This window comes from Mycobacterium sp. ZZG, assembly GCF_054786995.1.
The window spans coordinates 32,281-54,381 of record NZ_JBTBFV010000037.1; the positions used below are offsets into that span (position 1 = coordinate 32,281).

The following is a 22,101-nucleotide window of genomic DNA, read 5'->3' on the forward strand; positions in this document are numbered from 1 at the left end:
GTACCCGCGATGGCGCAGTTGCTAGCTCGGTTCCTCGCCGAGCCGCACCCGCGCCGCGTCGACGTCGACACCCAGCGGCGACGCCTGGCGGACCGTCTCGTCGCGGATCAGCCCACGCAGCAGCGCGGTGCTGAACTCCACCGCGATCTCCTGCGCGGTCCGGCGGCCGTGCGGGCGCAGCCAGCGGTAGGAACCCAGCGTCATCCCGATATAGCCCAGGGCCAGGACATGGGAGTCGCAGTCGTAGAACTCGCCGCTGGCGATACCGCGGTCGATCACGTCCCGGACGTGCTCGTAGACCTGCGCCTCCTTCTCCCGGATGTACTCCACCTGTTCCTCGGTGAACCACTCGCTGATGTAGGGGCCCTCTTGGAAGTAGACGGCGGCGCGCTCGACGTCGCTGGCGATACCGACCAGCAGCCGGCGGGTGAAGTGATAAATCGTCTCGCGGGCCGACGCACTCGGGTCGTCGTGCAGCGCATCCACCGTGAAGTCGGCGGCGCCCTTATAGATGTCGTACAGGATCAGCGACTTGCTGGCGTAGTAGTGGTAGACCGTCGCCTTGTTCAGACCGACGGCGTCGGCGACGTCATCCATCCGGGTGCCGTGGTAGCCACGGGCCGCGAACAGCTTGGTGGCCACGGCCAGCAGTTCCTCGCGGCGGGACATCCCGTTGCTCGTGACGGATTCAGACATGGCGACTCACTATAGGCAGGCCGGACCGCCGCAGCGGTCTACTAACTGGTTGGTTCAGTTTAGGCCGAGGCTGTGTTCACACGGCCGCCCCGGGTCTAGACTCGAAACGCCGGGCCGCAGTGGCGTGGCCGAAGTGGCCGAAGTGATGGAGGTGGCGCGGTGGACCCGAATCCGGATTACGACGCGAGCGACGAGCTCGAATACGGCATCAACTGGTTCGCGTGGATCCTGCGCGGGGTGTATCCGCCACCGGCCTATCCCCCAGTCTGATCCACCTTCCGCGCCGACCGGCGCTCGTTGCGCCACGACCGCCCGAACTCCACGAGGTCGTGCGCCCGCTTGTTCACGACCTCCATCTCGGCCTTGCCGCGCTGCGTGGCCACCGATAATTTGCCGCGCAACTCATCGCGCCAGTCGCGCGGCGGGGTCGGCTCGCAGTCCGGCGGCCACTGGATCAACGGCTCTTCGCCGCTGACCGCCAACGGCGCGCCCGGCCGGCTGTCCTCGCGGTAGCACTCTCCGCACTTGCGGCAGCGCACCTCGTAGCGCACGACGTTGCGATCCGACTCGATGAAGACGTAATCCGCCACCGCGACGCATCGCGGACATCTGGCGAGTCCGCGTTCGACCACCCTGCTCACATCGACATCGTGCGTGGCCCAACACAACCGACGCACCTCTAATTCGATGTCGATGCGCGATCGGTGCCGTTTCGAGATATGCCACTCGGGATTCGCGGTTAAGCCGCGGCCGCCTTGACCGCCCGGCCCACCTCCGCGCGCAGTTCACCGTATTCGGGGGAGCGCCGCAGTTCGTCGGCGTCGACCCCGTTCCGCGGCAGGTCCACCGGAATGTCCAGAGCCACCCGGCCCGGCCTGCGCGTCAGCACGACGATCCGGGAACCGAGGAACGCCGCCTCGTCGGCGCTGTGGGTGACGAACACCGTCGTCCGCCCCGACTCGGCGCTGACCTGACGCACGTCCTCTTGCAACCGTTCCCGAGTCAGCGCGTCCAGCGCGGCGAACGGTTCGTCGAGCAGGAACAGCGGCGTCTCCGCGGCGAGAGCTCGCGCGATCGCGACGCGCTGCTGCTGCCCGCCGCTGATCTCCCAGATCTGCCGACCCGCGGTGCCGCCGAGGCCGACGCGCTCGAGAAGCTCCTCACGGCGCTCGGTCCGCTTGTCCCGCGGCACTTTTGCGTACTTGAGCGCCAGGTCGACGTTGCCGCCGACGGTGCGCCACGGGAACAGCCGGGGCTGCTGGAACACGACGCCCGCCGTCACTCCCGGCGTGGGCTGCGCACCGGCCACCCGCACCGACCCTTGACTGGGCGGCTCGAAGCCGGCCAGCAGTCGCAGCAGCGTGCTCTTCCCACAGCCGGAGGCGCCGACGAGCACCAGGAACGATCCCGGGTCGACGGTCAGGTCAGCCGGCCCGAGCGCGGTGACCCCGTCCCGCCCGCTGCCGTAGCGATGCCAGACCGACGTGATCTGAATCGCGCTGTCACTGGTTGAGGACATCCGGCAGGCCCTTGGTGTAGATGGCTTCCTGGAACGTCTTCAGCGGTGCGGCGGCCGGGATCTGCTTCTGCTCGGCCAGGAACTGCGACGCGCTCTGGAGGTTGACCGCAATGTTGCCCGGGTTTCCCTCGGCCCCAAGCCATTCCGCGGAGGCAAGCTCGTCGGGGGTCACGAACACGCCCTGCTTGATCTGGCCGGCGGTTTCCTCGGGGGTCAGACCGATTTCCGCGGAGACCGCCTTTGCCGCGGCGTCGGGGTCGTTCTTGATCAGATCGAGCGCGCGGGCCTCGTGCCGGCGCCAGATGTCGACGACGTCAGGATGCGCCTGCGCGAACTCCTTGGACACCACGCCGAGGTCGAGCGTCGGCTTTCCGGCCTTGGCGAGCTGTCGGCTGGTGATCAGGTCCTTGCCGGTCGTGCGCAGCTCGTCCAGGGTCGGCAGCCACGTGTACGCGGCGTCGATGTCGCCGCGCTCCCACGCGGCGAGGATGGCCTGCGGTTGCAGGTCGATCAATTGAACATCGTTGGCGGACAGCCCGTTCTGGTCGAGTGCGGCCAACAGGCTGTAGTGCGCGGTGGACGCGAACGGGGTCCCGACGCGCTTGCCCCTCAGCTGGGCGATCGTGTCAATGCCGGAACCGTTGCGCGCCACCAGAGCTTCGTTGTCACCGGCCACGTCGAGGACGAACGCCACCTGGTACGGGATGTTCAGCGGTGCGGAAAGCCCCCGGGCCACCGGGCTGGACCCCAGCGCGCCGAAGTCCAGTTCGTCGGCGATGAACGCGGTGTTGACGTCGGCGCCGGAGTCGAACTTCGTCCACTTGATGTTGTAGTCCGGCAACGCCTCTTCGAGCCACCTGCTGTTCTTGACGATCAGGTCGCCGCTCGGGAACGTCTGGTAGCCGATCCGGATGGTGGGCTTGTCGGGGTCACTCGCGTCCTGCCCCTGACCGCCCACCGAGCAGCCCGCAAGCACCAGCACAGCCGAGACAAGCACCACCACAGCAGCTTTGAGTTTCATTTTCGGTTAGACCTTTCCTCTCCAGGGAACAGCGCGCCGCTCGACGGCGCGCAGCAGACCGTCGATCACCAGACCGGAGAACCCGATGGCGAAGATCCCGACCAGCACCACGGGGGTGTTGTTGTAATTGCTTGCGTCTTTGACCAATCCGCCGACTCCGGGGATGCCGTTGAACAGTTCGGCGGCCACCACCGACGAGTAGGCCATGCCGACGGCCAGCCGGATTCCAGTGAAGGTCTCGGGCAGCGCTGACGGGACGACGACGTCGCGGATGACCTGGCGCCGGGACGCCCCCAAGGCCCTTGCGGCTTCCTGTAATCCGACGGGGGCCGCAACGACGGCGGCCGTGGTCGCGACGGCGGCGGGCGGCAGCGCGGCGAGCGCGAGCAGCGTGATCTTCGGCGCCTCGTCGATGCCGAGCCAGATCACGAGCAGGAAGAAGTAGGCCAGTGGCGGCAGCGCCCGCAGGAAGGTCAACCACGGCTCCAGCACGCTGCGGACCCAGCTGACGGAGCCCATCACCAGACCCAGCAGCACACCGAGCACGACGCCGATGACGACGCCGGCGAGCACGCGGCGCAACGTCATGTACAGGTGCTCCCACAGCAGGTAGCCGGCGTAGCCGCGGACTCCGTCATGCGTCGTCGACACGTCGATGAACGCCTTCCACACCGTCGCCGGGTACGGCACGAAGGTCTGGCTCCAGATCTCGCTGGCCGCGACGAGTTGCCACAGCACACCGAACACCGCGACGGACAGCAGCGGCAGCGCCGCACGGGTGAGGCGACCGCGCCGGCGGCTCCCGCCCGGACGGGCGTCGATACCCGGGGCCGGGGCGACGGCGTCCTCGGGTGCTAGATCGACGAAAACGGACACCGGCAGACATTGACGGATGCGTCACGATCGGGGAATGGCTGCGCTCACGACGAGCGAAATTCTGGTGCCCCCGCCGACGGGGGTGCAGGCCGCGGTGCGGGCTCTCCTACACTGACAGCTTTATCCGTCCAACGAAGGACGGTGCCGGAGTGCGCACCAGCGTTCCGTCCACACACCCGGACAAAGCTTAGATCGGATCGATATCGATGATCATCGGGATACCGAGAGAGTCACTGCTCGGAGAGACGCGTGTCGCCGCGACCCCGCAGACGGTGGGGCAACTCATCAAGCTCGGCTACGAGGTGGTCGTGGAGTCCGGCGCGGGTGCTGCGGCGAGCTTCTCCGATGACGCGTACGCCGAGGCCGGGGCGGGAATCGTCGAGTCGACGTGTCAGGTGCTGTCGTCTGACGTCGTGCTGAAGGTCAACGCGCCGACCCCGGCCGAGATCGCCGGGCTGCGCGACGGCGCGACGCTGATCAGCCTGATCTCACCGGCGCTGAAGCCCGAGCTGCTCGAACAGCTGGCCACCCGGCCGGTCACCGTGCTGGCCATGGACGCGGTGCCGCGCATCTCGCGGGCCCAGTCGTTGGACGTGCTGTCCTCGATGGCCAACATCGCCGGGTACCGCGCCGTGGTCGAGGCCGCCCACCGGTTCGGCCGGTTCTTCACCGGTCAGGTGACCGCGGCGGGCAAGGTGCCGCCGGCCAAGGTGCTCGTCGTCGGCGCCGGCGTGGCAGGTCTGGCCGCGATCGGGGCCGCGGGCAGCCTCGGCGCGATCGTGCGGGCCACCGACCCGCGTCCGGAGGTGGCCGACCAGGTCGCCTCGCTGGGCGGGGAGTACCTGGCCGTGGACCCGGCGGCGGCCGAGGTGTCGGCCACCGGCTACGCCAAGGAGATGGGCGAGGACTACAAGGCCCGCGAGGCGGCGCTGTACGCCGAGCAGTCCAAGGACGTCGACATCATCATCACTACCGCGCTGATCCCGGGTAGGCCGGCGCCGCGCATCATCACCGCCGAGATGGTCGCGTCGATGAAGCCTGGCAGCGTGATCGTCGACATGGCTGCGGCCAACGGCGGCAATGTGGAGGGCACCGTCAAGGATCAGGCGATCGTGACCGACAACGGCGTGACCATCATCGGCTACACCGACCTCGCCGGGCGGCTGCCGGCCCAGGCGTCCCAGCTCTACGGCACCAACCTGGTGAACCTGCTCAAGCTGCTGACCCCGAACAAGGACGGCCGGCTCGACCTGGACTTCGACGACGTGGTCCAGCGTTCGGTGACGGTGGTGCGCGACGGCGCCATCACCTGGCCGCCGCCCCCGGTGCAGGTCTCGGCCGCGCCCGCGGCCGCCACCCCCGCCGCCCCGGTTGAACAGAAACCGGCCAAGAAGCCGATGACGGCCGGACGCCGGCTGGGGCTGACGTTCGCCGTCGCGGCGGCGGTGTTCGCGCTCATCGCACTGTCCCCGGCGGCGCTGCAGGTGCACCTGACGGTGTTCGCGCTGGCGATCGTGATCGGCTACTACGTGATTGGCAACGTCCACCACGCCCTGCACACCCCGCTGATGTCGGTGACCAACGCGATCTCCGGGATCATCGTCGTCGGCGCGCTGTTGCAGATCGGGCACGACCTGGACTCCGGTGGCGCGCTGATCACCGGGTTGGCCTTCGTCGCGATCCTGCTGGCCAGCATCAACATCTTCGGCGGCTTCGCGGTGACACGCCGCATGCTGGCGATGTTCTCGAGGAGCTAGAACCATGTTCACCCTGGAAACCGCCGCCACCGCCGCGTACGTCGTCGCGGCCCTGCTGTTCATCCTGGCCCTGGCCGGGCTGTCCAAGCACGAGACCGCCCGGGCGGGAATCACTTTCGGCATCGTCGGGATGACCGTGGCGCTGATCGCGACCATCGCCCTGGCGATCGCCCGCCATATCGAGCCGCTCGGCCTGGGCCTGCTGGTCGTCGCGATGGCCATCGGCGCCGCGATCGGGCTGTGGCGGGCCAAGCTCGTGGAAATGACCGGCATGCCCGAATTGATCGCCCTGCTGCACAGTTTCGTCGGTCTGGCCGCCGTGGTGGTCGGCTGGAACGGTTATCTGCACGTGGAGGCCGACCCGGGCGGCGCCGAAGCCGCGCAACTGGCACGCGAAGGCATGCTGGGCATCCACTCCGGTGAGGTCGTCATCGGCGTGTTCATCGGCGCGGTGACGTTCACCGGATCCATCGTGGCCAACCTGAAGCTGTCGGCGCGGATGAAATCCGCGCCGATGATGCTGCCCGGCAAGAACCTGCTCAACGTCGGCGCACTAGTGGTGTTCTTCGCGCTCACCGTGTGGTTCGTCATCGACCCGCAGCTGTGGCTGCTGATCGTGGTGACCGTGCTGGCGCTGCTGCTGGGCTGGCATCTGGTGGCCTCGATCGGCGGCGGCGACATGCCGGTCGTGGTGTCGATGCTCAACAGCTACTCGGGGTGGGCCGCGGCCGCGGCCGGCTTCCTGCTCGGCAACGACCTGCTGATCGTCACCGGTGCGCTGGTCGGCTCCTCGGGTGCCTACCTGTCCTACATCATGTGCAAGGCGATGAACCGCTCGTTCATCTCGGTGATCGCGGGCGGTTTCGGCATCGAGGCAGGGCCGGCCGAGGACAAGGATTACGGCGAGCACCGCGAGATCACCGCCGACGGCGCGGCCGAACTGCTCGCCTCCGCCGACTCGGTGATCATCACCCCCGGCTACGGCATGGCCGTCGCCCAAGCCCAGTACGGGGTCGCCGAGCTGACCCGCAAACTGCGCGATCGCGGCGTCAACGTCCGGTTCGGCATCCATCCCGTCGCCGGCCGGCTGCCCGGTCACATGAACGTGCTGCTGGCCGAGGCCAAGGTGCCCTACGACATCGTGCTGGAGATGGACGAGATCAACGACGACTTCGACGGCACCTCGGTGGTGCTCGTGATCGGCGCCAACGACACCGTCAACCCGGCCGCCTCAGAGGATCCCAGCAGCCCCATCGCCGGCATGCCGGTGCTGACGGTGTGGAACGCCGACAACGTCATCGTGTTCAAGCGGTCGATGGCGTCGGGCTACGCCGGCGTGCAGAACCCGCTGTTCTTCCGCGAGAACACCCAGATGCTGTTCGGCGACGCCAAAGACCGCGTCGACGCCATCAACGCGGCGTTGGCGGTCACCGAACGCGTCTAGCGCTCCGGCGGCGAGGTCGCCGTCACCTCGGTGCCCGTCCCGGGATTCGAGGTGACGCGCATCGCCCCGCCCATCGCGTCGAACCGGGCCAGCAGCGAGCCCAGCCCGATATGGCCCTGCGCCAACGACTTCCCGACTGTGTCGGGGTCGAACCCGCGGCCGTCGTCGGCGACGGTGAGCACGACGCGGTCGCCGCGCCGGCACAGGCCGACGCGCACCGTGGTGGCGCCGGCGTGCTTGCCGACGTTGGTCAGGAGTTCGCGGGCGGCCCTGTACATCAGGGCCTGTGACTGCGGTGTGCCGACCTCCTCGAGCACGGCGAGTACCTCGATGTCGTGACGGGACTGGAACTGCCGCAACAGCTCTCGCACACCCGCGGTCAGTCCCAGCTGCGCCAGCACCTGCGGGTGCAGTTCGGTCACCGTCGACCGCAGGCCGGTCGCGGTCTGCTGCAGGGCTTCGTACACGGTGTCCAGCGCCGGGTCGGGATGGCGTTCCCTGGCCTCGTCGAGCTCCAACCGTGCCGCGAGCAGTGTCTGCAGCGGTCCGTCGTGCAGGTGCTCGGCCACCTCGCGGCTGTGCCGCTCGTCCGACTCCATCGCCTCCGAGACCAGCTGGACACGCATCTGCTGCAACGCTTTCAGCCGCACCGCCCGCCGGGCCAGCACGAAGCTCAGCGCCGTCGTCGCCACCGCCATCCACACCATGAACCCGAAATGGGTGTAGACCATGTTCGGCAACCCGACGGTGTCGTCGCGCTTGGAGTAGAAGATCCACACCGTCAGATAGCCGAGCGCGGTGATCGCGCCGATGACCGCGCTCAGGGCCGGCCGGTCCTGGAACGCGACCGAGATGGGCAGCAGAAAGAACACCGGCAGCAGCGCGGCCGTCGCGCCGCCCGAGACCAGGCACAGCGCGATGATGACGAGCAGATCCACCGCGGTGGACGCCCAATCGGCCCAGCGGGGCACCGGTCCCCGCGACACGGCGACCAGCCAGGCGACCGCGACGGCCGCGTAGCCGCCGAGGATCACCGCGTACAGCTGCGGGAGCCAGTGGTCCACCTCCCAGATCCACACCAGCACCCCGATCAGCACGATCAGCGGCAGCCGCAGCACCGCCGACACACGCACCGGCTCGCTGGTCAGGTAGTCCCGCCAGGAGCTCCACAAGCCGGTCATGGTCAGTCCAGCAGCTTGCGCCGCATGGCCTCGGCGACAGCCGCCGCCCGATCGCTGACGCCGAGCTTCTCGTAGAGACGCTGCACATGCGTCTTGACCGTCGACGGGGCCAGGAAGAGCTCCTTGGCCATGGCCGGGATGCTGCTGCCCGCGGCGATCAGCGCCAGCACCTCACGTTCCCGCGGGCTCAGCACCGGCCCGTCGGGCTCCGCACGCCGGCGGATCTCCCCGGCCAGCCCGGCCGTGAGCGCGGGAGCGACGACGTCGCGGCCCTCGGCGCAGTCCAGCACCGCATTGACCAGTTCGCTGCGCGTGGACTCCTTGGGCAGGAACCCGGCGGCCCCGTCCTGCAGAGCCCGGTAGACGATGGCCGACTCGTCGTGCGCCGAGAGCAGCAGCACACGCGTGACCAGCCGGTCACGCACCACGGCCGCGGCCACCTCGGCGCCGTCCATGCCGGGCATCCGGTAGTCCAGCAGCGCGACCTCGGGCCGGTGCTCGCGGATCGCGGCCAGCGCGGTGGTCCCGTCGTCGGCCTCGGCGACCACGTCGATCGACCCGCTCGACTGCAGCGCCCGCACCACCCCGTCGCGGAACATCGGGTGGTCGTCACCGACCACCACGCGCACCCTCTGCCCGGTCATCGCCCCACCATGCGCACAGCTTCGCACAGCAAAGGTCCGCCGATGCGGCGTTCCTCGTCGGTGTGATCCCGTTGCGCGATGCGCTCGGCGATGTCGACGAGCTTGGTGTTCGATTACCGGGACATCCTGCGCAGCACGTCGAAGGCCCTCTTCCGATAGGCGGGCTACGTAACCAGGCTTTCCGCGACCATTCCGCTATGCTGGCCCAAGCCGGGGGGCGAAGCCACCGCCCCGTAGTACACCGCGAGTTGCGGGGTAGCAGCATGCAGACAGCGACTTCACACCAGGCTCTTCACTTCGAAGGTCACACGCTCGAGGCCACCGAAGACTTTCTGGTACGTGCGTACACGAAGATGTCCATCACTGCCGGAGAGGGTGAGCGGGCCGCGGCCCGCATCGACCGGCGCTGGCTCGGACCGGTCAACTACGACGAGCTTCGGCTCGACTTCCACATGTCCTACGACGCCGCCCCGCTGGGCAAGATCTGCCTGTGCCGGGTGCACGAAGGCTGTATCGAGGAAGACTTCATCGGGGAACCGCAGGACGTCTTCGCGCCGGGTGACGTCACGCTGCTCTCCCCGCCTGAGCTCCCGTATTCGGGCCGGGTCTGCGAAGCGACCTACGACCTGACGATGTTCGACACCACGCTGCTGGACCGGGTCGCCGCGCCGGAGCGCGGCCGGGCCGCCGGCCCCCTGCGCCTCCTCGACCACCGCCCGGTCTCGGCGCAGGCGGAGCAACAGCTCAACGCCGCCATCGAGTTCGTGCGCACCGTAGTGCATTCCGACGGTCCGGAACCGACGCGCCTCGTGGCGTCGACCACCGCGTCCATGCTCGCGGCCACAGTGCTCGCGGCGTTCCCGACTAACGCCGCCACCGAGCCCACGTCAGCTGACCGCAACGAAGCCAAACCGCCGCTGGTGCGGCGGGCGGCGTCGTACATCGAGAGCAACGCCGACAGCGACATCGCGCTGGCCGACATCGCCGAGAGCATCCACGTGACGCCGCGGGCGTTGCAGTACATGTTTCGCCGGCACCTGGACATGACCCCGATGGAGTATGTGCGGAGGGTGCGCATGGATCACGCGCACCGCGAGCTCGTCAAAGCCGACCCGGGTGACACCACGGTCCAGATCGTCGCGGCGCGTTGGGGATTCGCGCACACCGGGCGCTTCGCATCGATGTACCGGGAAGCCTACGGGCGCAACCCGTCCGACACGCTGCGCGCGTGACGGCTAGCCGGCGGTCAGGCCGCGGGTGGCCGGACCCTCCAGCAGCGCGCCGTCGGGGGCGAACCGCGATCCGTGCAGCGGGCACTCCCAGGCGCAGTCCGAGTCGTTCCATCGCACGATGCCGCCCAGGTGCGGGCAGACGGGCGAGACCGTGCGCTGCACGCCGTCGACCACGCTGATCGCCCGTCGGCGCCACGGCGGCCCGGTGACCACCCCCTCGCCTTCGGCCGGCCTCATGTCATGGCCGCCCAGCGGGTGGACCCAGCCGTTGGCCAGGTGCAATCCGACCTTGAGGTTCAGTTGCACCGCCGTCGAGATGCCGCGCAGCTCGTGGGCCCGCCAGCTCGCGAATGCCTGTGCCCAGTCCATCCGGCCGCCGAGGATCCGCGCCGACAGCGCGAGTGCCGCCGCGACCCCGTTGGTCATCCCCCATTTGTCGAAACCCGTTGCCACCAGCACACTGTCGTGTCCGGGCAGGATCGGCCCGACGAAGGGGATCTCGTCGTCGGGGTGATAGTCCTGCGCCGACCAGTAGTGCGTCTGCACCGCACCGGGGTAATGCAGCGCGGCCCAGTGCGCCAGCTCCTCGACCGCCTTCTTCGGGCTGTCGGCGCGACCCACCGTGTGTCCGGCGCCGCCGACGATCAGCTTGTCGCCGGACGGCCGCGGCGCGTACCGCACCGAGCGGGTCGGACTGTCCACCGCGATGTACATCGCCGTGGTGATGTCACCCGGCACGTCGAACGCCAGGCAGTAGGAGCGCTCCGGCTCGACGCGCGCGAAGAACATGCCGCGGTCCAGAATCGGTATCCCGGTCGCGAGCACACAGTGCCCGGCGGCGACGACGAACTGCTGATCGCGCGAGTCCTGTTCGATCTCGCTGAGCCGCAATCGAACTCGCACCGGACCGGTACCGGCAACGGAGGTGACACGCACGCCCTGCAGCAGGGTGCCGCCGTGTCTCTCCAGTTCGGTGACCAAGCTGCCCAGGTAAGGAATCGGGTCTATCTGCGCCTGCTCGCGAACCCGCACCCCGCCGCGGAACGGAAACGGCACGTCGGCCTCGTCGACCCACTGCGCGTCGACACCGGCCTCCCGGCACGCGACGAGAATGTCACGGGCGGTACCGATCCCAGATTCGGCCTGCGCGTAGGCGTGATCGTCCTGGCGCTGGTAGGCCAGCCCGTGGTCGTCGTGGTAGCGGACCAGCCAGTCCCGGCCCTCGGCGTTGCCGGTGACGTAGGCGTTCAGCACATCGGCGCCGTGCTTGGACCCGATCCTGGCCAGTTTGCTGCCCTGCAGCACGCTGACCTTGCCGGTGGTGTTGCCCGTCGCGCACGCCCCGACGCGGCGCGCCTCGACCACCACCACCTTCTTGCCGGCCCTCGCGAGCAGCACGGCGGTGGTCAGGCCGGTGATCCCGGCGCCGACGACCACCACGTCGGCGGCGCGCACCCGCGCCACTTCATCCGGGCTGGAAGGGCTTTCGATCCGGTCTTCGGTCCACAGCGAGGACATGGCGCGCGGTTTACCCGGTCCGCCCCTGCTCAAACGCCGCGTGTTTGTCCGTCACCATCGCCGCAGGCACGCGTTTCATCGGCCCGGGAGCGGGCAGACAGGACGCATGGCTCTCTCAGACCTGACCACACTGCCGCTCAAGGCGGGGGCGGCGCTGCGTGACAAGCGCGTGTTCCATCCCACCGGGGTGCTCTGCGGCGGCACCGTGACCCGTCTGGCGCCCGCCGGCGAAGGCCTGCCGCTGGTCTCCGGTGACGTGATCGGGCGCGTCTCCAAGGGTGCCGGGACGCCCGGGGCGCTGCCGGACTTCGCGGGCCTGGCCTGGCGGATGCTCGCCGATGCGGACGGCCCCAACCCGTGGGACGCGCTCACGGTGTCGTCGGCGGCCCGGGTCGCGCTGCGGCCCGTCGCGTCGTGGCCTGCGGCGCCGTACTCGACGCTGATGCCGCTCGGCTACCGCGGCGGCGTGTTCTGGTTGCGGGCTCAGCTGCGCACGCCGCCCGACGGCGACGGCCTGTCCCTGTCCGCGATCAGCGACCGTGTCCGCACCGACACCATCGAGTTCGACATCGAACAGGCGCACGGCACAGGATCTTTCGGCAATCTCGCGAGGCTGACGTTGGACCGCGAGCTGTGCGCCGACGATCCGGGATGCGATCAGCCCTTCGATCCGACGGTCCGCAGCGGCACCGAGATCAGCCTGCTGCCGCGCTGGCTCACCTCGCTGCGCCGCGCCGCGTACCGCAACAGCCGACAGGGGCGCGGGGCCGAATGACGGCGGTTCTGGCGTCGTCCTGATCAGTCGGTGGACCTCGCGATTTACCCGTGTCATATCGTGGCCGTCATGGACTTCGCGATGTCAGCCAAGGCGCAGGATTACCACGACCGGTTGACCGGCTTCATGACCGAACTCGTGTTCCCGGCCGAGGAGTCCTACCACCGCTACCGCGCCGAGGCCGGCCCCGACGACCACACCGTCCCGCCGGTGGTCGAGGACCTCAAGAAGGAAGCCAAGCAGCGCGGGCTGTGGAACCTGTTCCTGCCCTCGGAGTCCGGGCTGTCGAACCTGGAGTACGCGCCGCTGGCCGAGTTGACCGGCTGGAGCATGGAAATCGCGCCCGAGGCCACCAACTGCGCCGCCCCGGACACCGGGAACATGGAGACCCTGCACCTGTTCGCCACCGAGGAGCAGCGCAAGCAGTGGCTCGAGCCGTTGCTGGCCGGTGAGATCCGCAGCGCGTTCGCGATGACCGAACCGGCGGTGGCCTCCAGCGACGCGCGCAACATCGAGACGACCATGCTCCGCGACGGCGACGACTACGTCATCAACGGCCGCAAGTGGTGGATCACCGGCGCCGCGGATCCGCGCTGCAAGATCCTGATCGTGATGGGCCGCACCAATCCCGACGGGCCCAGCCACCGTCAGCAGTCGATGATCCTGGTCCCGGCAGACACCCCGGGGGTGGACATCCAGCGCTCGCTACCGGTGTTCGGCTGGCAGGACCAGCACGGGCACTGCGAGATCGTGTTCGACAACGTGCGGGTGCCGGCGTCGAACCTGCTCGACGAGGAAGGCTCCGGGTTCGCGATCGCGCAGGCCCGTCTCGGGCCGGGCCGTATCCACCACTGCATGCGCGCCATCGGCGCAGCCGAGCGGGCACTCGCGCTGATGGTCGACCGCGTGCAGAAGCGGGTCGCGTTCGGCAAGCCGCTGGCCGAACAGGGTGTGGTGCGTGAGGCGATCGCGAAGTCGCGCAACGAGATCGAGCAGACCCGGCTGCTGTGCCACAAAGCGGCCTGGACCATCGACCAGCACGGCAACAAGAGCAAGGACGCCCAGCTGCTGGTCGCACAGATCAAGGCCGTCGCACCGCAGATGGCCTGCGACGTGATCGACCGCGCCATCCAGGTGCACGGCGGCGCCGGGGTGTGCGACGACTTCCCGCTGGCCCGGCTGTACAGCTGGCACCGCGCAATGCGGCTGTTCGACGGGCCCGACGAGGTGCACATGCGCACGATCGCGCGCGCCGAGCTCGGCAAGGAGAAGTCCCCTCTGGCGCGGGCGGTGACGCAGTAGTGCCCTTCTCCGGCGGTGAGCTCTCGGGCGCCTGGAACTTCCGGGACGTCTCGGAGCAGACCGGTATCGCACCGGGGCGCTTCTTCCGCGCCAGTGAGCTCTCCAAGCTCGACGACACCGGCCGTGAAGCGCTCGCCGGCTTCGGTGTCACCGACGTCGCGGATCTGCGGACGTCGCGGGAGCTGGAGCGGCACGGCCCGGGCCTGGTGCCCGCGGGCGTGGAGATCCATCACCTGCCGTTCGTCGAGACCATGGCCGCCGACGGGGAGTCCCCGCACGAGCACGCGTTCCAGCGGATGATGACCGACAAGCCTGACGACGAGCCCGTCGCCGAGGCCGCGGCCCGGTACATGACCGAGGAGTACGGGCGGATCGCGGCGGCGCCGTTGGCGCGCCGCGCGGTGCACCGCGTGGTGACGCTGCTCGGCTCCGACCGCGCCGTGCTCGCGCACTGCTTCGCCGGCAAGGACCGCACCGGTTTCACCATCGCGGTGGTGCTGGAGGCCGCCGGTGTCGACCGCGACGCGATCATGGCCGACTACCTGCGCAGCAATGTCGCGGTGCCGCAGTTGCGGGAGAGCATCCTCGAATCGGTGCGGGCGCGGGCGGCCGAGGCCCCCGAGATCATGCAGTTGGCCGAGGCCCGGCTGACCGACGCGGTGCTCGGCGTGCGCGAGCAGTACCTCGACACCGCCCGGCGCACGATCGATGCCGAATTCGGCTCGCTGGCACGCTATCTGGAAGCCGCCGGATTGACCGACGACGACGTCCGCCGGCTCCGCACGGCCCTGCACGGCTGAGCCCGCTGCGCTCCGGCTGACCCGGGACTCTGCCGAAATCGCATTCCACGCGGTCTTCAAGGCGGTTTCGGCCGCGTGGAATGCGATTTCGGCGGCGATCAGAGCGTCAGCAGGACCCCGACGACCCACGCCACCGTAGCCAGGAGCGCGCCGGTGAGCTCGACCCCGACCGACAGCGCGACGCCCTTGACCGCGTGCCAGGTCGACGCCCACGCCCGCGTCACGTCGCGCCGGATTCCCATCTCCGCGGCGAAAACCCCGAGCACGAAACCGATCAGCAAACCGATCACCGGAATCACGAAAAACCCGACGACGCCGGCGATGCCCCCGACGACGAGCACCGAGGTGCGCACGTCGGCGCGCCGCATGCGCTTGACGGGCCAGGTGTACTTGATCACCTGGGACGCGACGAACAGCGCGGCCGCGACACCGAACACCACCCAGGACACCGTGCTGTTCACCACGAACGCCCACACCGCGATCGCACCGATCACCAGGATCCCGCCGGGCAGGATCGGCACCACGATGCCGACCAGGCCGACGGCGATCGCCAGCGCGACGAGGACGAGGCCGCCGGTGCTCATGCCGGCGAGCCTACGTGGTCACGGTTTGCGGCCCCGGACCCATTGCACGGTGCCGATGGTCTTGGTGCGCACGCCGACCATTCCGAGGTCTTCGAGGGTGTCGCCGAGCTCGTCGTCGCCGAAGACGTGCGCGCCCGCATTGGGCAGGTAGCGCAGCAGGTTCGCCGCCGGGCCGGCCGTGGGCACCATGACGGCCATCCGCCGCCCGGGCCGCAGCACCCGGACCATCTCGGTCAGCGCCACCGCGGGGTCGGGGATCAGCTGCAGCATCGCGATCGACACCACCGCGTCGAACGACTCGTCCCGGAACGGCAGATGTTGCGCGTCGGCGCGCAGGAAGCCGACGTTCGGCCCGGCCTCGGCGGCCACCGCCCGCGCCAGCATCGGTTCGGAAATGTCCACGCCGAGGGCCAGACCGCCGGGGCCGACGGCGCGGCCCAGCGCGGCGGTGACATTGCCCGGGCCGCTGCCGACGTCGAGCGCGGTGCCGCCGACGGGGATGTTCAGCCACTCGGTCGGTTCGTGCCAGGCCGTCATCAGCCGCCGCATGACCGTCTGGGCGTTGTCGTAGAACAGCGACCCGAGCTGCGACGCCCACAGCGCCTGGATCGCGCCGCGGTTCTTCTCCTGCCCGTCGCCGAGCAGGTCCAGATACCCTCTGCTCACATCGGGATGCTCCGGCGGATCGATCAACAGCCGCTCGGCCATGCGCAACGCGGATTCAGTCATGTCACTACGGTACGCCCGCCGCTCATGCGCCCAGCTTCTCCGCCAGGTCCAGGAAATCGTCTGCTGTGACGTCGAATTCGCCGGCGGCCGGGCGATCCGGCGTACGGTCGGGACCCCGTTCGAGCGGCCGGTGCACATACGCCGTGGCCAGCCCTGCATCACGCGCGGCGCGTAGATCGGACGGGTGCGCGGCGACGAGCATCAGTTCGCCGGGCGCCACATCGAGGATCTCGGCGCAGCCCAGGTAGGCCTGCCGGTCGGGCTTGTAGTGCCGGAAGATCTCGGCCGACAGCACGCAGTCCCACGGCAGCCCGGCGTGTCTGGCCATGTTCGTCAGCAGCGACACGTTGCCGTTCGACAGCGTGGTGATGACGAAGCGCCGCTTCAGCCGCATCAGGCCCGCCACGGAGTCCGGCCACGGATCCAGCCGGTGCCAGGCCCGGTTGAGCTCGTCGATCTCGTTGTCGCTCACCGTGATCCCGGCACCGGCGAGCAACTCGACGAGGCGGCCGCGGTGCAGGTCGTCCAGGCGGGTCCACGGCAACTCGCCAGTGCGCACCCGGTCCATCGCCGGCGCGTAGCCGGCCCGCCAGTCGTCGGCGAACCGCTGCCAGTCCGCCGACACACCGTTGCGGCACCCGAACTCGGCGAGTTCGGAGATGACGCTGGAGCGCCAGTCCACAACGGTGCCGAACACGTCGAAGGCCAGCGCGCGAATACTCACGGCTCCAGGACGAGCTTCCCGTTGACCGCCCCGTCGGCGAAGGCCTGTAGCGCCGCCACCCCGTCCGAGAGCGGAAACCGCACCGGCTCAGGCGGTTTGAGGCCGTTGTCGACCAACCCCGCCAATGCGGCACCGACCTCGGCCTGCGCTCCGGGGGTGCGGTTGACGAATTCGCCCCACCCGACGCCGACCACACTGACATTGCGCAGTAGCAACCGGTTGACCTTGACCGTCGGGATGCCGCCGGCGGCGAAGCCGATCACCAGCAGCCGGCCCTCGGTGGCCAGCGCGCGCACGGCATCGTCGAACGCGTGCCCGCCGATCGGGTCCACCACCAGGTCGACGCCCCGGCCACCAGTCTCGGCCTTGACCGCCTCGAGCCACCCGTCGGTCAGCGGCAGCACCACGTCGGCGCCCAGGGACTCCACAAACCCGGCCGCCGACGGGCGGTGCACCATCGCGATCACCCTTGCGCCCAACGCTTTCGCGATCTGCACCGACGCCGTCCCGATCCCGCCACCGGAACCGAGCACCAGCACGGTCTCACCGGCCTGCAGCCCGCCGCGCCGGTGCAGCGCGAAATACATCGTGTAGTAGTTGCCCAGCAGGCACACCGCCGACCCGTCGTCGAGCGCTGCGTTGGTCGGCACCACGCTGCCCACCGGCACCGCGACCTGCTCGGCCCACGCGCCCAGCAGGCTGAACGCCGAGACCCGCTGCCCGGCAACCAAACCCGAATCCTCCGGGGCCGACCGCACCGTGCCCGCGACCTCGAGGCCCGGCACGAACGGCGCCGGAACCTTCATCTGGTACTCACCGCGCAGCATCAGCAGGTCGGGGAAGCAGACGCCGGCGGCACCGACGTCGAGGACGACGGCATCGCCGCCGCGCACCTCCTCGACGTCGGTGTACGCCAGCCCCGCCGGACCTGTCAGCTCCTGTGCGACAAGCGCTTTCACTACTGTCAGCCGAGGCTGAAGGTTGCTCGCTCGGCTGCCGACAGATCGGTGATCTCGCCCCACTTGGCGGCGACATCGTCGACCGACGGCACCTCGGTGAACGTCACGCCGCTGTTCTGGAACAGCGCCACCCGCTGCACCTTGCCGCCGCCGACGATGAACACCGAGGCGGTGTCCGGCACCTCTTCGGTGCACAGGTAGGACACGATCGGCGCCACATATTCGGGGGTCAGCTTCTCGAACACTTCAGGCGGCAGGATGTCCTGCGTCATCCGCGTCGCGGCGATCGGCGCGATCGCGTTGGCCTTGATGTTGTACTTCGCGCCCTCCTGGGCCAGCGTGTTGATCAGGCCGACCAGACCGAGCTTGGCGGCACCGTAGTTGGCCTGCCCGAAGTTGCCGAACAGCCCGCTGGTCGACGTCGCGACCACGACGCGGCCGAAGCCGTTCTCGCGGAAGTGCGGCCACGCGGCGCGGATCACGTTGTATCCGCCGTACAGATGCACTTTGAGCACGGCGTCCCAGTTGCCGAACTCCATCTTGTGGAAGGTGCCGTCGCGCAGGATGCCCGCGTTGGAGACCACACCGTCGACCTTGCCGAATTCGTCGACGGCGGTCTTGATGATGTTGGCCGCCCCCTCGGGCTCGGCGACGGAGTCGTAGTTCGCCACCGCGCGGCCACCGGCGTCCTTGATCTCCTTGACCACCTCGTCGGCCATGGCCGACCCGGATCCGGTACCGTCGCGCGCGCCGCCGAGGTCGTTGACGACCACGCTGGCGCCCTCGCGAGCGAGCGTCAGTGCGTACTCGCGGCCGAGGCCACCTCCGGCACCCGTGACGACGATGACACGATCCTGCACTCCTGGCACTGATGTTCCTCTCTTAGGGGTTCGACCGGCTTAGAACAGCTTGCGCGCCAGCTTCCACGCCTTCTCTGTATACGGGGGGTAGATCATGGCGCCGAGGTCGGGTCGGGTCGGCTTGGTCAGCACCGACTTGCGGTGGCTGAACTCCTCGAAGCCGAACTTGCCGTGGTAGGCGCCCAGACCGGACGGTCCGACGCCGCCGAACGGCAGCTTGTGGGTGGCGAAGTGGAAGATCAGATGGTTCACCACCATGCCGCCGGCCGGCACCTCCTTGATCACCCGCTCGCGCACCGCCTTGGCCTTGGTGAACAGGTATGCGGCCAAGGGCTTCGGCCTGGAGTTGACGAAAGAGATTGCCTCGTCAAGGTTCTGCACGGTCACCACGGGCAGGATCGGGCCGAAGATCTCGTCGGTCATCAGCGGCTCGGCCGGATCGGGGTCGACCACGACGGTGGGTGCGATCTTCAGGGCTGCCGCGTCGGAGCCGCCGCCGACGGCGACCCTGCCCTTGGTGGCGGCCAGCGCGCTGGAAAGCCGGTTGAAGTGGCGCTCGTTGACGATCTTCTTGCCGTCGGCGTTGCCCGCCTCGAACGTGTCGATGGCCGCGCGGATGCCGTCGACGAGCTTGTCGCGGATCGGGGCCTCGGCCAGCACGTAGTCCGGTGCGATGCAGATCTGGCCCGAGTTGATCAGCTTGGTCCAGGCGATGCGCTTGGCGGCGACCTCGATGTCGGCGTCGGCGGCCACGATCACCGGGCTCTTGCCGCCGAGCTCGAGGGTGACCGGGGTGAGGTGGGCGGCGGCGGCCTCGTACACGCGGCGGCCCACCTCGGTGCCTCCGGTGAAGATCAGGTGGTCGAAGCCCTGCGCGATCAGCTCCTGGCTGACCGCGCCGTCCCCCTCCACGACGGCGATCGCGTCGTTGTCCATGTAGCGCGGCACCAGTTCGGCCATCAGCGCCGACGACGCCGGTGCGACTTCAGACGGCTTGAGCACCGCGGTGTTTCCGGCGGCGATGGCCCCGACGGCGGGGCCGAGGGTGAGCGCGAACGGGAAGTTCCACGCGCCGATGATCAGCACGGTGCCGTAGGGCTCGTACTCGACCCAGCCGCGGCCGGGCAGCTGGGACATCTCCAGCAAGCGGTAACGCCGTTTCATCCACTTGCCGACGTTCTTGGCCGCGTAGGCGGCTTCACCGGCGGTGCTGGCGATGTCGGCGAGCCACGCCTCGAACGGCGCGCGGCCCAGATCCTTCTCCAGCGCTTCGGCGATCGCGCCCTCGTTCTCGGTCATCAGCCGTTCGAGCGCGTGCAGCTGCTCCTTGCGCCACTGCACGCTGCGGGTGCGGCCGGTGGCGAACGTGGCCCGCAGCTTGCTGACGACGGCGGGGATGTCGGTACTGGTCACGGCGGCGGCGGCCTGCGCGGGTACGACGGATTCGGTGGTCATGACGGGTCCCTTCCTGACCTGGGGGAGTACCCGCATCGTAACCAACCACCCGGTTGGTGAACAGGTGTCAGGTTCGCACCGCGGTGGTGAACGTCGAGAAGGACTGCTCGTCGCTGTCGGCGATCTCGACCAGACGGCCCAGCCGCCGCATCTCGTCCTGCGAGGGCACCTCCCGGGCCGTCCAACCGTGCGCGGTCAGCCATTCGGCGACATTCGCACGGTCGGGATCTTCATAGGTGAGCTCGGTGATGTCCATGGGCTCGACGTCGATCTGGGCGGTGATGGCCGCGAAACGGTTCCGCATCCGTTCCCGGCGCTCCCGGGCGTGAACGCCCATGGATTCCGCGGCGACCCGGCTTCCCGGCGCGCTCATGTCGGTGATCTGCGCGAACAGCCGGTCCTGCGCGTCGGCCGGCAGGTACATCAGCAGACCTTCGGCGAGCCACGCGGTGGGCCGGCTCGGATCGAAGCCGGCGTCGGTGAGCGCGGCCGGCCAGTCCTGCCGCAGATCGATCGGCACCTCACGGCGGTCGGCGGTGGGCTGCACGCCGTGCGCGGCCAGGGTCGAGGTCTTGTACTGGAGGACCAGCGGCTGGTCGATCTCGTAGACCACGGTGCCGGCCGGCCATGGCAGCCGGAACGCGCGCGAATCCAGGCCGGAGGCGAGGATGACGATCTGGCGGATGCCGGCGTCCACCGCGGCGGTGAAGAACGCGTCGAAGAAGTGCGTCCGCACCGCCTGATAGTTCTTCATGTGCTCGAACAGCGTCCCGATCTCGGGATCGGACTCGGTGACCCTGCCGACGAAGTCGTCGTCGGCGATGTACTGCCAGGACCCGGCGCCGGCTCCGGCCACCAGGATCTCGGCGTACGGATCGGTGATGAGGGCGTCCCGGCGTTCGGTCTCGGCCGCTCGCGCGGCGGCGACCATGACGGCGGTGGCCCCGACGCTGGACGCGATGTCCCAGGTGTCGTTGTCGGTGCGGAGTGAACTCATGACAGCGCTCTTTCGCTCGGACGAGGCATTACATTGCAAGCCTAACTAAGCGACTCGAATCAAACCGGCGCCCGCACCACATTCACAGGGAACATTCAGAAGGGAAGGTTATTCGCTGAGATTCCACAACTTGTTGGCCAGCAGCAGCTCCAGCTTGTGCACCACGGCGCCCAGTTCGCTGCGGTCGCCGACGAACCCGGCATAGAAGCCCATCCCCCACACCACCGCGACCAGCATCTCGACCAGGTGGTTGACGTCGGTGTCGGTGCTCAGCTCGCCGCGCGCCACCGCGTCGTTGACCGCCCACGACACGAAGTCACGGGAGTTCTTCAGCGAATCGTGTTCGTCATTGCTGAGTTCGGGGTGACGCTGCGATTCCAGCACCGAGGTCACGAGGAAAGCCGCCGCCGATCGGTCCTCGGCGTCGGCCTGGGTGGCCACCGACACGAACGCCGACAGCCGTCCGATCAGCGTGGTCTGTTCGTGCGCCCGGGCGATGCCTGCGCTGACGATCGAGGCGTTGGTCTGCTCGACCACCTCACCCCATAAAACCCGTTTGCTGGCGAAGTAGTGATTAATGGCTGGACGCGTGAGATCCGCACGGATCGCTATGCCTTGGAACGTCGCGGCGTCGTAGCCGAGTTCGCTGAACACCTCGCGGGCGGCATGCAGGATGCGCTCCCGAGTTTCAGCGGCCTTCGCTGCGGGAGGACGTCCTGGACCTCGACTAGCCGTATACGGCACGGTCAAATTGTGCCACACGTCACCTGGGCCCCGGTGACACGTCCTCGACCCGTTACCCGAGGGTGACCTGACAGCAAACTCCCATGCCAGAACCGCGGCCCCCGGCGGGCTCGCGCTCCGGCGCGGGACTGTTCCCCACGCCCGGGTGCGAACTAATCCTGAATCCACCGATGAATTGCCTGGTAGGCGAGTGTTGATATGAGGAAAGTGCCCTCTGAGCTGCGATGATGAGTGTTCCTTACGCACTTATCGGCACAACTTCAGAAAGGCACTTCCGGTGAAAG

Annotated in this window: 22 protein-coding genes and 1 pseudogene; 7 read left to right on the top strand and 16 right to left on the bottom strand. The window is 68.9% G+C overall.

The genetic code is table 11. The annotated features are described in order from the left end of the window. Window positions 1-21: 21 nt before the first annotated feature. Window positions 22-696 carry a TetR/AcrR family transcriptional regulator gene (locus ACXMYJ_RS19400; RefSeq protein ID WP_443187971.1) on the bottom strand — a complete coding sequence of 225 codons (675 nt, stop codon included), beginning with the start codon at window positions 694-696 and terminating at the stop codon, window positions 22-24. 159 nt (window positions 697-855) lie between these two features. Here ACXMYJ_RS19400 and ACXMYJ_RS19405 point away from each other — a divergent pair. Continuing rightward, window positions 856-966 (top strand): annotated as a pseudogene (locus ACXMYJ_RS19405) (CAP domain-containing protein); the annotation flags it as partial. Here the strand turns inward: ACXMYJ_RS19405 and ACXMYJ_RS19410 are convergent. The 4 genes from ACXMYJ_RS19410 to ACXMYJ_RS19425 form a co-directional block, all read right to left on the bottom strand. Further along, the gene (locus ACXMYJ_RS19410) at window positions 951-1,337 is read right to left on the bottom strand and encodes a hypothetical protein (RefSeq protein ID WP_260756260.1); all 387 of its coding nucleotides are present in this window, start codon (window positions 1,335-1,337) and stop codon (window positions 951-953) included. The pseudogene ACXMYJ_RS19405 and the gene ACXMYJ_RS19410 overlap by 16 nt on opposite strands. 98 nt (window positions 1,338-1,435) lie before the next feature. Continuing rightward, window positions 1,436-2,215, bottom strand: coding sequence for an ABC transporter ATP-binding protein (locus ACXMYJ_RS19415; RefSeq protein WP_460358532.1), 780 nt, complete (start codon window positions 2,213-2,215; stop codon window positions 1,436-1,438). Further along, window positions 2,199-3,236 (bottom strand): taurine ABC transporter substrate-binding protein, encoded by a 1,038-nt coding sequence (locus ACXMYJ_RS19420; protein ID WP_443187973.1) that lies wholly within the window; start codon window positions 3,234-3,236, stop codon window positions 2,199-2,201. The genes ACXMYJ_RS19415 and ACXMYJ_RS19420 overlap by 17 nt, the downstream gene beginning before the upstream one ends. 6 nt (window positions 3,237-3,242) lie before the next feature. Next, window positions 3,243-4,112: an ABC transporter permease gene (locus ACXMYJ_RS19425; RefSeq protein ID WP_460358535.1), complete on the bottom strand. Its 870-nt coding sequence runs from the start codon at window positions 4,110-4,112 to the stop codon at window positions 3,243-3,245. 206 nt (window positions 4,113-4,318) lie between these two features. Between ACXMYJ_RS19425 and ACXMYJ_RS19430 the strand changes: the two genes are divergently transcribed. Continuing rightward, on the top strand, window positions 4,319-5,869 hold the full coding sequence (locus tag ACXMYJ_RS19430; protein ID WP_460358538.1) for a Re/Si-specific NAD(P)(+) transhydrogenase subunit alpha: 1,551 nt from the start codon (window positions 4,319-4,321) through the stop codon (window positions 5,867-5,869). Window positions 5,870-5,873: 4 nt separating this feature from the next. Beyond that, window positions 5,874-7,313: a Re/Si-specific NAD(P)(+) transhydrogenase subunit beta gene (pntB, locus tag ACXMYJ_RS19435; protein WP_460358540.1), complete on the top strand. Its 1,440-nt coding sequence runs from the start codon at window positions 5,874-5,876 to the stop codon at window positions 7,311-7,313. Here pntB and ACXMYJ_RS19440 read toward each other — a convergent pair. Both ACXMYJ_RS19440 and ACXMYJ_RS19445 read right to left on the bottom strand, forming a co-directional pair. Continuing rightward, window positions 7,310-8,494 carry a sensor histidine kinase gene (locus ACXMYJ_RS19440; RefSeq protein WP_460358542.1) on the bottom strand — a complete coding sequence of 395 codons (1,185 nt, stop codon included), beginning with the start codon at window positions 8,492-8,494 and terminating at the stop codon, window positions 7,310-7,312. The genes pntB and ACXMYJ_RS19440 overlap by 4 nt on opposite strands. 2 nt (window positions 8,495-8,496) lie before the next feature. Then, the gene (locus ACXMYJ_RS19445; RefSeq protein ID WP_260756253.1) at window positions 8,497-9,138 is read right to left on the bottom strand and encodes a response regulator; all 642 of its coding nucleotides are present in this window, start codon (window positions 9,136-9,138) and stop codon (window positions 8,497-8,499) included. 263 nt (window positions 9,139-9,401) lie between these two features. Here ACXMYJ_RS19445 and ACXMYJ_RS19450 point away from each other — a divergent pair, with 263 nt between their 5' ends. After that, the gene (locus ACXMYJ_RS19450; RefSeq protein WP_460358544.1) at window positions 9,402-10,370 is read left to right on the top strand and encodes a helix-turn-helix domain-containing protein; all 969 of its coding nucleotides are present in this window, start codon (window positions 9,402-9,404) and stop codon (window positions 10,368-10,370) included. Window positions 10,371-10,373: 3 nt separating this feature from the next. On the opposite strand, the gene ACXMYJ_RS19455 is transcribed toward ACXMYJ_RS19450, so the two are convergent. Continuing rightward, window positions 10,374-11,888: an FAD-dependent oxidoreductase gene (locus ACXMYJ_RS19455; protein WP_460358547.1), complete on the bottom strand. Its 1,515-nt coding sequence runs from the start codon at window positions 11,886-11,888 to the stop codon at window positions 10,374-10,376. Between the two features lie 106 nt (window positions 11,889-11,994). On the opposite strand from ACXMYJ_RS19455, the gene ACXMYJ_RS19460 reads away from it, so the two are divergent. The 3 genes from ACXMYJ_RS19460 (at window position 11,995) to ACXMYJ_RS19470 (ending at window position 14,765) form a co-directional block, all read left to right on the top strand. Beyond that, window positions 11,995-12,663, top strand: coding sequence for a phosphodiesterase (locus ACXMYJ_RS19460; RefSeq protein ID WP_460358549.1), 669 nt, complete (start codon window positions 11,995-11,997; stop codon window positions 12,661-12,663). 81 nt (window positions 12,664-12,744) lie between these two features. After that, window positions 12,745-13,965 (top strand): acyl-CoA dehydrogenase family protein, encoded by a 1,221-nt coding sequence (locus ACXMYJ_RS19465; RefSeq protein ID WP_260757884.1) that lies wholly within the window; start codon window positions 12,745-12,747, stop codon window positions 13,963-13,965. Beyond that, window positions 13,965-14,765 (top strand): tyrosine-protein phosphatase, encoded by an 801-nt coding sequence (locus tag ACXMYJ_RS19470; RefSeq protein ID WP_260756249.1) that lies wholly within the window; start codon window positions 13,965-13,967, stop codon window positions 14,763-14,765. The genes ACXMYJ_RS19465 and ACXMYJ_RS19470 overlap by 1 nt, the downstream gene beginning before the upstream one ends. A gap of 98 nt (window positions 14,766-14,863) precedes the next feature. Here the strand turns inward: ACXMYJ_RS19470 and ACXMYJ_RS19475 are convergent, their stop codons facing one another. The 8 genes from ACXMYJ_RS19475 to ACXMYJ_RS19510 all read right to left on the bottom strand — a co-directional run bounded on the left by ACXMYJ_RS19475 (window position 14,864) and on the right by ACXMYJ_RS19510 (window position 21,817). Then, the gene (locus tag ACXMYJ_RS19475) at window positions 14,864-15,349 is read right to left on the bottom strand and encodes a DUF456 domain-containing protein (RefSeq protein ID WP_460358552.1); all 486 of its coding nucleotides are present in this window, start codon (window positions 15,347-15,349) and stop codon (window positions 14,864-14,866) included. 18 nt (window positions 15,350-15,367) lie between these two features. Then, window positions 15,368-16,078, bottom strand: coding sequence for a methyltransferase domain-containing protein (locus ACXMYJ_RS19480; protein WP_443187978.1), 711 nt, complete (start codon window positions 16,076-16,078; stop codon window positions 15,368-15,370). A 22-nt stretch (window positions 16,079-16,100) separates the two neighbouring features. Further along, window positions 16,101-16,802 carry a haloacid dehalogenase type II gene (locus ACXMYJ_RS19485; protein ID WP_460358556.1) on the bottom strand — a complete coding sequence of 234 codons (702 nt, stop codon included), beginning with the start codon at window positions 16,800-16,802 and terminating at the stop codon, window positions 16,101-16,103. Continuing rightward, window positions 16,799-17,761 carry an NADPH:quinone oxidoreductase family protein gene (locus tag ACXMYJ_RS19490; protein ID WP_260756245.1) on the bottom strand — a complete coding sequence of 321 codons (963 nt, stop codon included), beginning with the start codon at window positions 17,759-17,761 and terminating at the stop codon, window positions 16,799-16,801. The genes ACXMYJ_RS19485 and ACXMYJ_RS19490 overlap by 4 nt, the downstream gene beginning before the upstream one ends. Window positions 17,762-17,766: 5 nt before the next feature. Continuing rightward, window positions 17,767-18,630, bottom strand: a complete 864-nt coding sequence (locus ACXMYJ_RS19495) for an SDR family oxidoreductase (RefSeq protein WP_260756244.1) — start codon at window positions 18,628-18,630, stop codon at window positions 17,767-17,769. Between the two features lie 30 nt (window positions 18,631-18,660). After that, the gene (locus tag ACXMYJ_RS19500; protein ID WP_260756243.1) at window positions 18,661-20,076 is read right to left on the bottom strand and encodes an aldehyde dehydrogenase family protein; all 1,416 of its coding nucleotides are present in this window, start codon (window positions 20,074-20,076) and stop codon (window positions 18,661-18,663) included. A gap of 67 nt (window positions 20,077-20,143) precedes the next feature. Next, window positions 20,144-21,073, bottom strand: coding sequence for a class I SAM-dependent methyltransferase (locus ACXMYJ_RS19505; RefSeq protein WP_460358560.1), 930 nt, complete (start codon window positions 21,071-21,073; stop codon window positions 20,144-20,146). Window positions 21,074-21,181: 108 nt separating this feature from the next. Then, on the bottom strand, window positions 21,182-21,817 hold the full coding sequence (locus ACXMYJ_RS19510; RefSeq protein ID WP_460358563.1) for a TetR/AcrR family transcriptional regulator: 636 nt from the start codon (window positions 21,815-21,817) through the stop codon (window positions 21,182-21,184). Between the last annotated feature and the right edge of the window lie 284 nt (window positions 21,818-22,101).

What these genes read in the sequence shown, in the direction of transcription:
- ACXMYJ_RS19400 (WP_443187971.1), bottom strand. Translation starts at nt 696, where the DNA reads ATGTCTGAATCCGTCACGAGCAACGGGATGTCCCGCCGCGAGGAACTG.
- ACXMYJ_RS19415 (WP_460358532.1), bottom strand. Translation starts at nt 2,215, where the DNA reads ATGTCCTCAACCAGTGACAGCGCGATTCAGATCACGTCGGTCTGGCAT.
- ACXMYJ_RS19420 (WP_443187973.1), bottom strand. Translation starts at nt 3,236, where the DNA reads ATGAAACTCAAAGCTGCTGTGGTGGTGCTTGTCTCGGCTGTGCTGGTG.
- ACXMYJ_RS19430 (WP_460358538.1), top strand. Translation starts at nt 4,319, where the DNA reads ATGATCATCGGGATACCGAGAGAGTCACTGCTCGGAGAGACGCGTGTC.
- pntB (WP_460358540.1), top strand. Translation starts at nt 5,874, where the DNA reads ATGTTCACCCTGGAAACCGCCGCCACCGCCGCGTACGTCGTCGCGGCC.
- ACXMYJ_RS19440 (WP_460358542.1), bottom strand. Translation starts at nt 8,494, where the DNA reads ATGACCGGCTTGTGGAGCTCCTGGCGGGACTACCTGACCAGCGAGCCG.
- ACXMYJ_RS19445 (WP_260756253.1), bottom strand. Translation starts at nt 9,138, where the DNA reads ATGACCGGGCAGAGGGTGCGCGTGGTGGTCGGTGACGACCACCCGATG.
- ACXMYJ_RS19450 (WP_460358544.1), top strand. Translation starts at nt 9,402, where the DNA reads ATGCAGACAGCGACTTCACACCAGGCTCTTCACTTCGAAGGTCACACG.
- ACXMYJ_RS19455 (WP_460358547.1), bottom strand. Translation starts at nt 11,888, where the DNA reads ATGTCCTCGCTGTGGACCGAAGACCGGATCGAAAGCCCTTCCAGCCCG.
- ACXMYJ_RS19460 (WP_460358549.1), top strand. Translation starts at nt 11,995, where the DNA reads ATGGCTCTCTCAGACCTGACCACACTGCCGCTCAAGGCGGGGGCGGCG.
- ACXMYJ_RS19465 (WP_260757884.1), top strand. Translation starts at nt 12,745, where the DNA reads ATGTCAGCCAAGGCGCAGGATTACCACGACCGGTTGACCGGCTTCATG.
- ACXMYJ_RS19475 (WP_460358552.1), bottom strand. Translation starts at nt 15,349, where the DNA reads ATGAGCACCGGCGGCCTCGTCCTCGTCGCGCTGGCGATCGCCGTCGGC.
- ACXMYJ_RS19480 (WP_443187978.1), bottom strand. Translation starts at nt 16,078, where the DNA reads ATGACTGAATCCGCGTTGCGCATGGCCGAGCGGCTGTTGATCGATCCG.
- ACXMYJ_RS19500 (WP_260756243.1), bottom strand. Translation starts at nt 20,076, where the DNA reads ATGACCACCGAATCCGTCGTACCCGCGCAGGCCGCCGCCGCCGTGACC.
- ACXMYJ_RS19505 (WP_460358560.1), bottom strand. Translation starts at nt 21,073, where the DNA reads ATGAGTTCACTCCGCACCGACAACGACACCTGGGACATCGCGTCCAGC.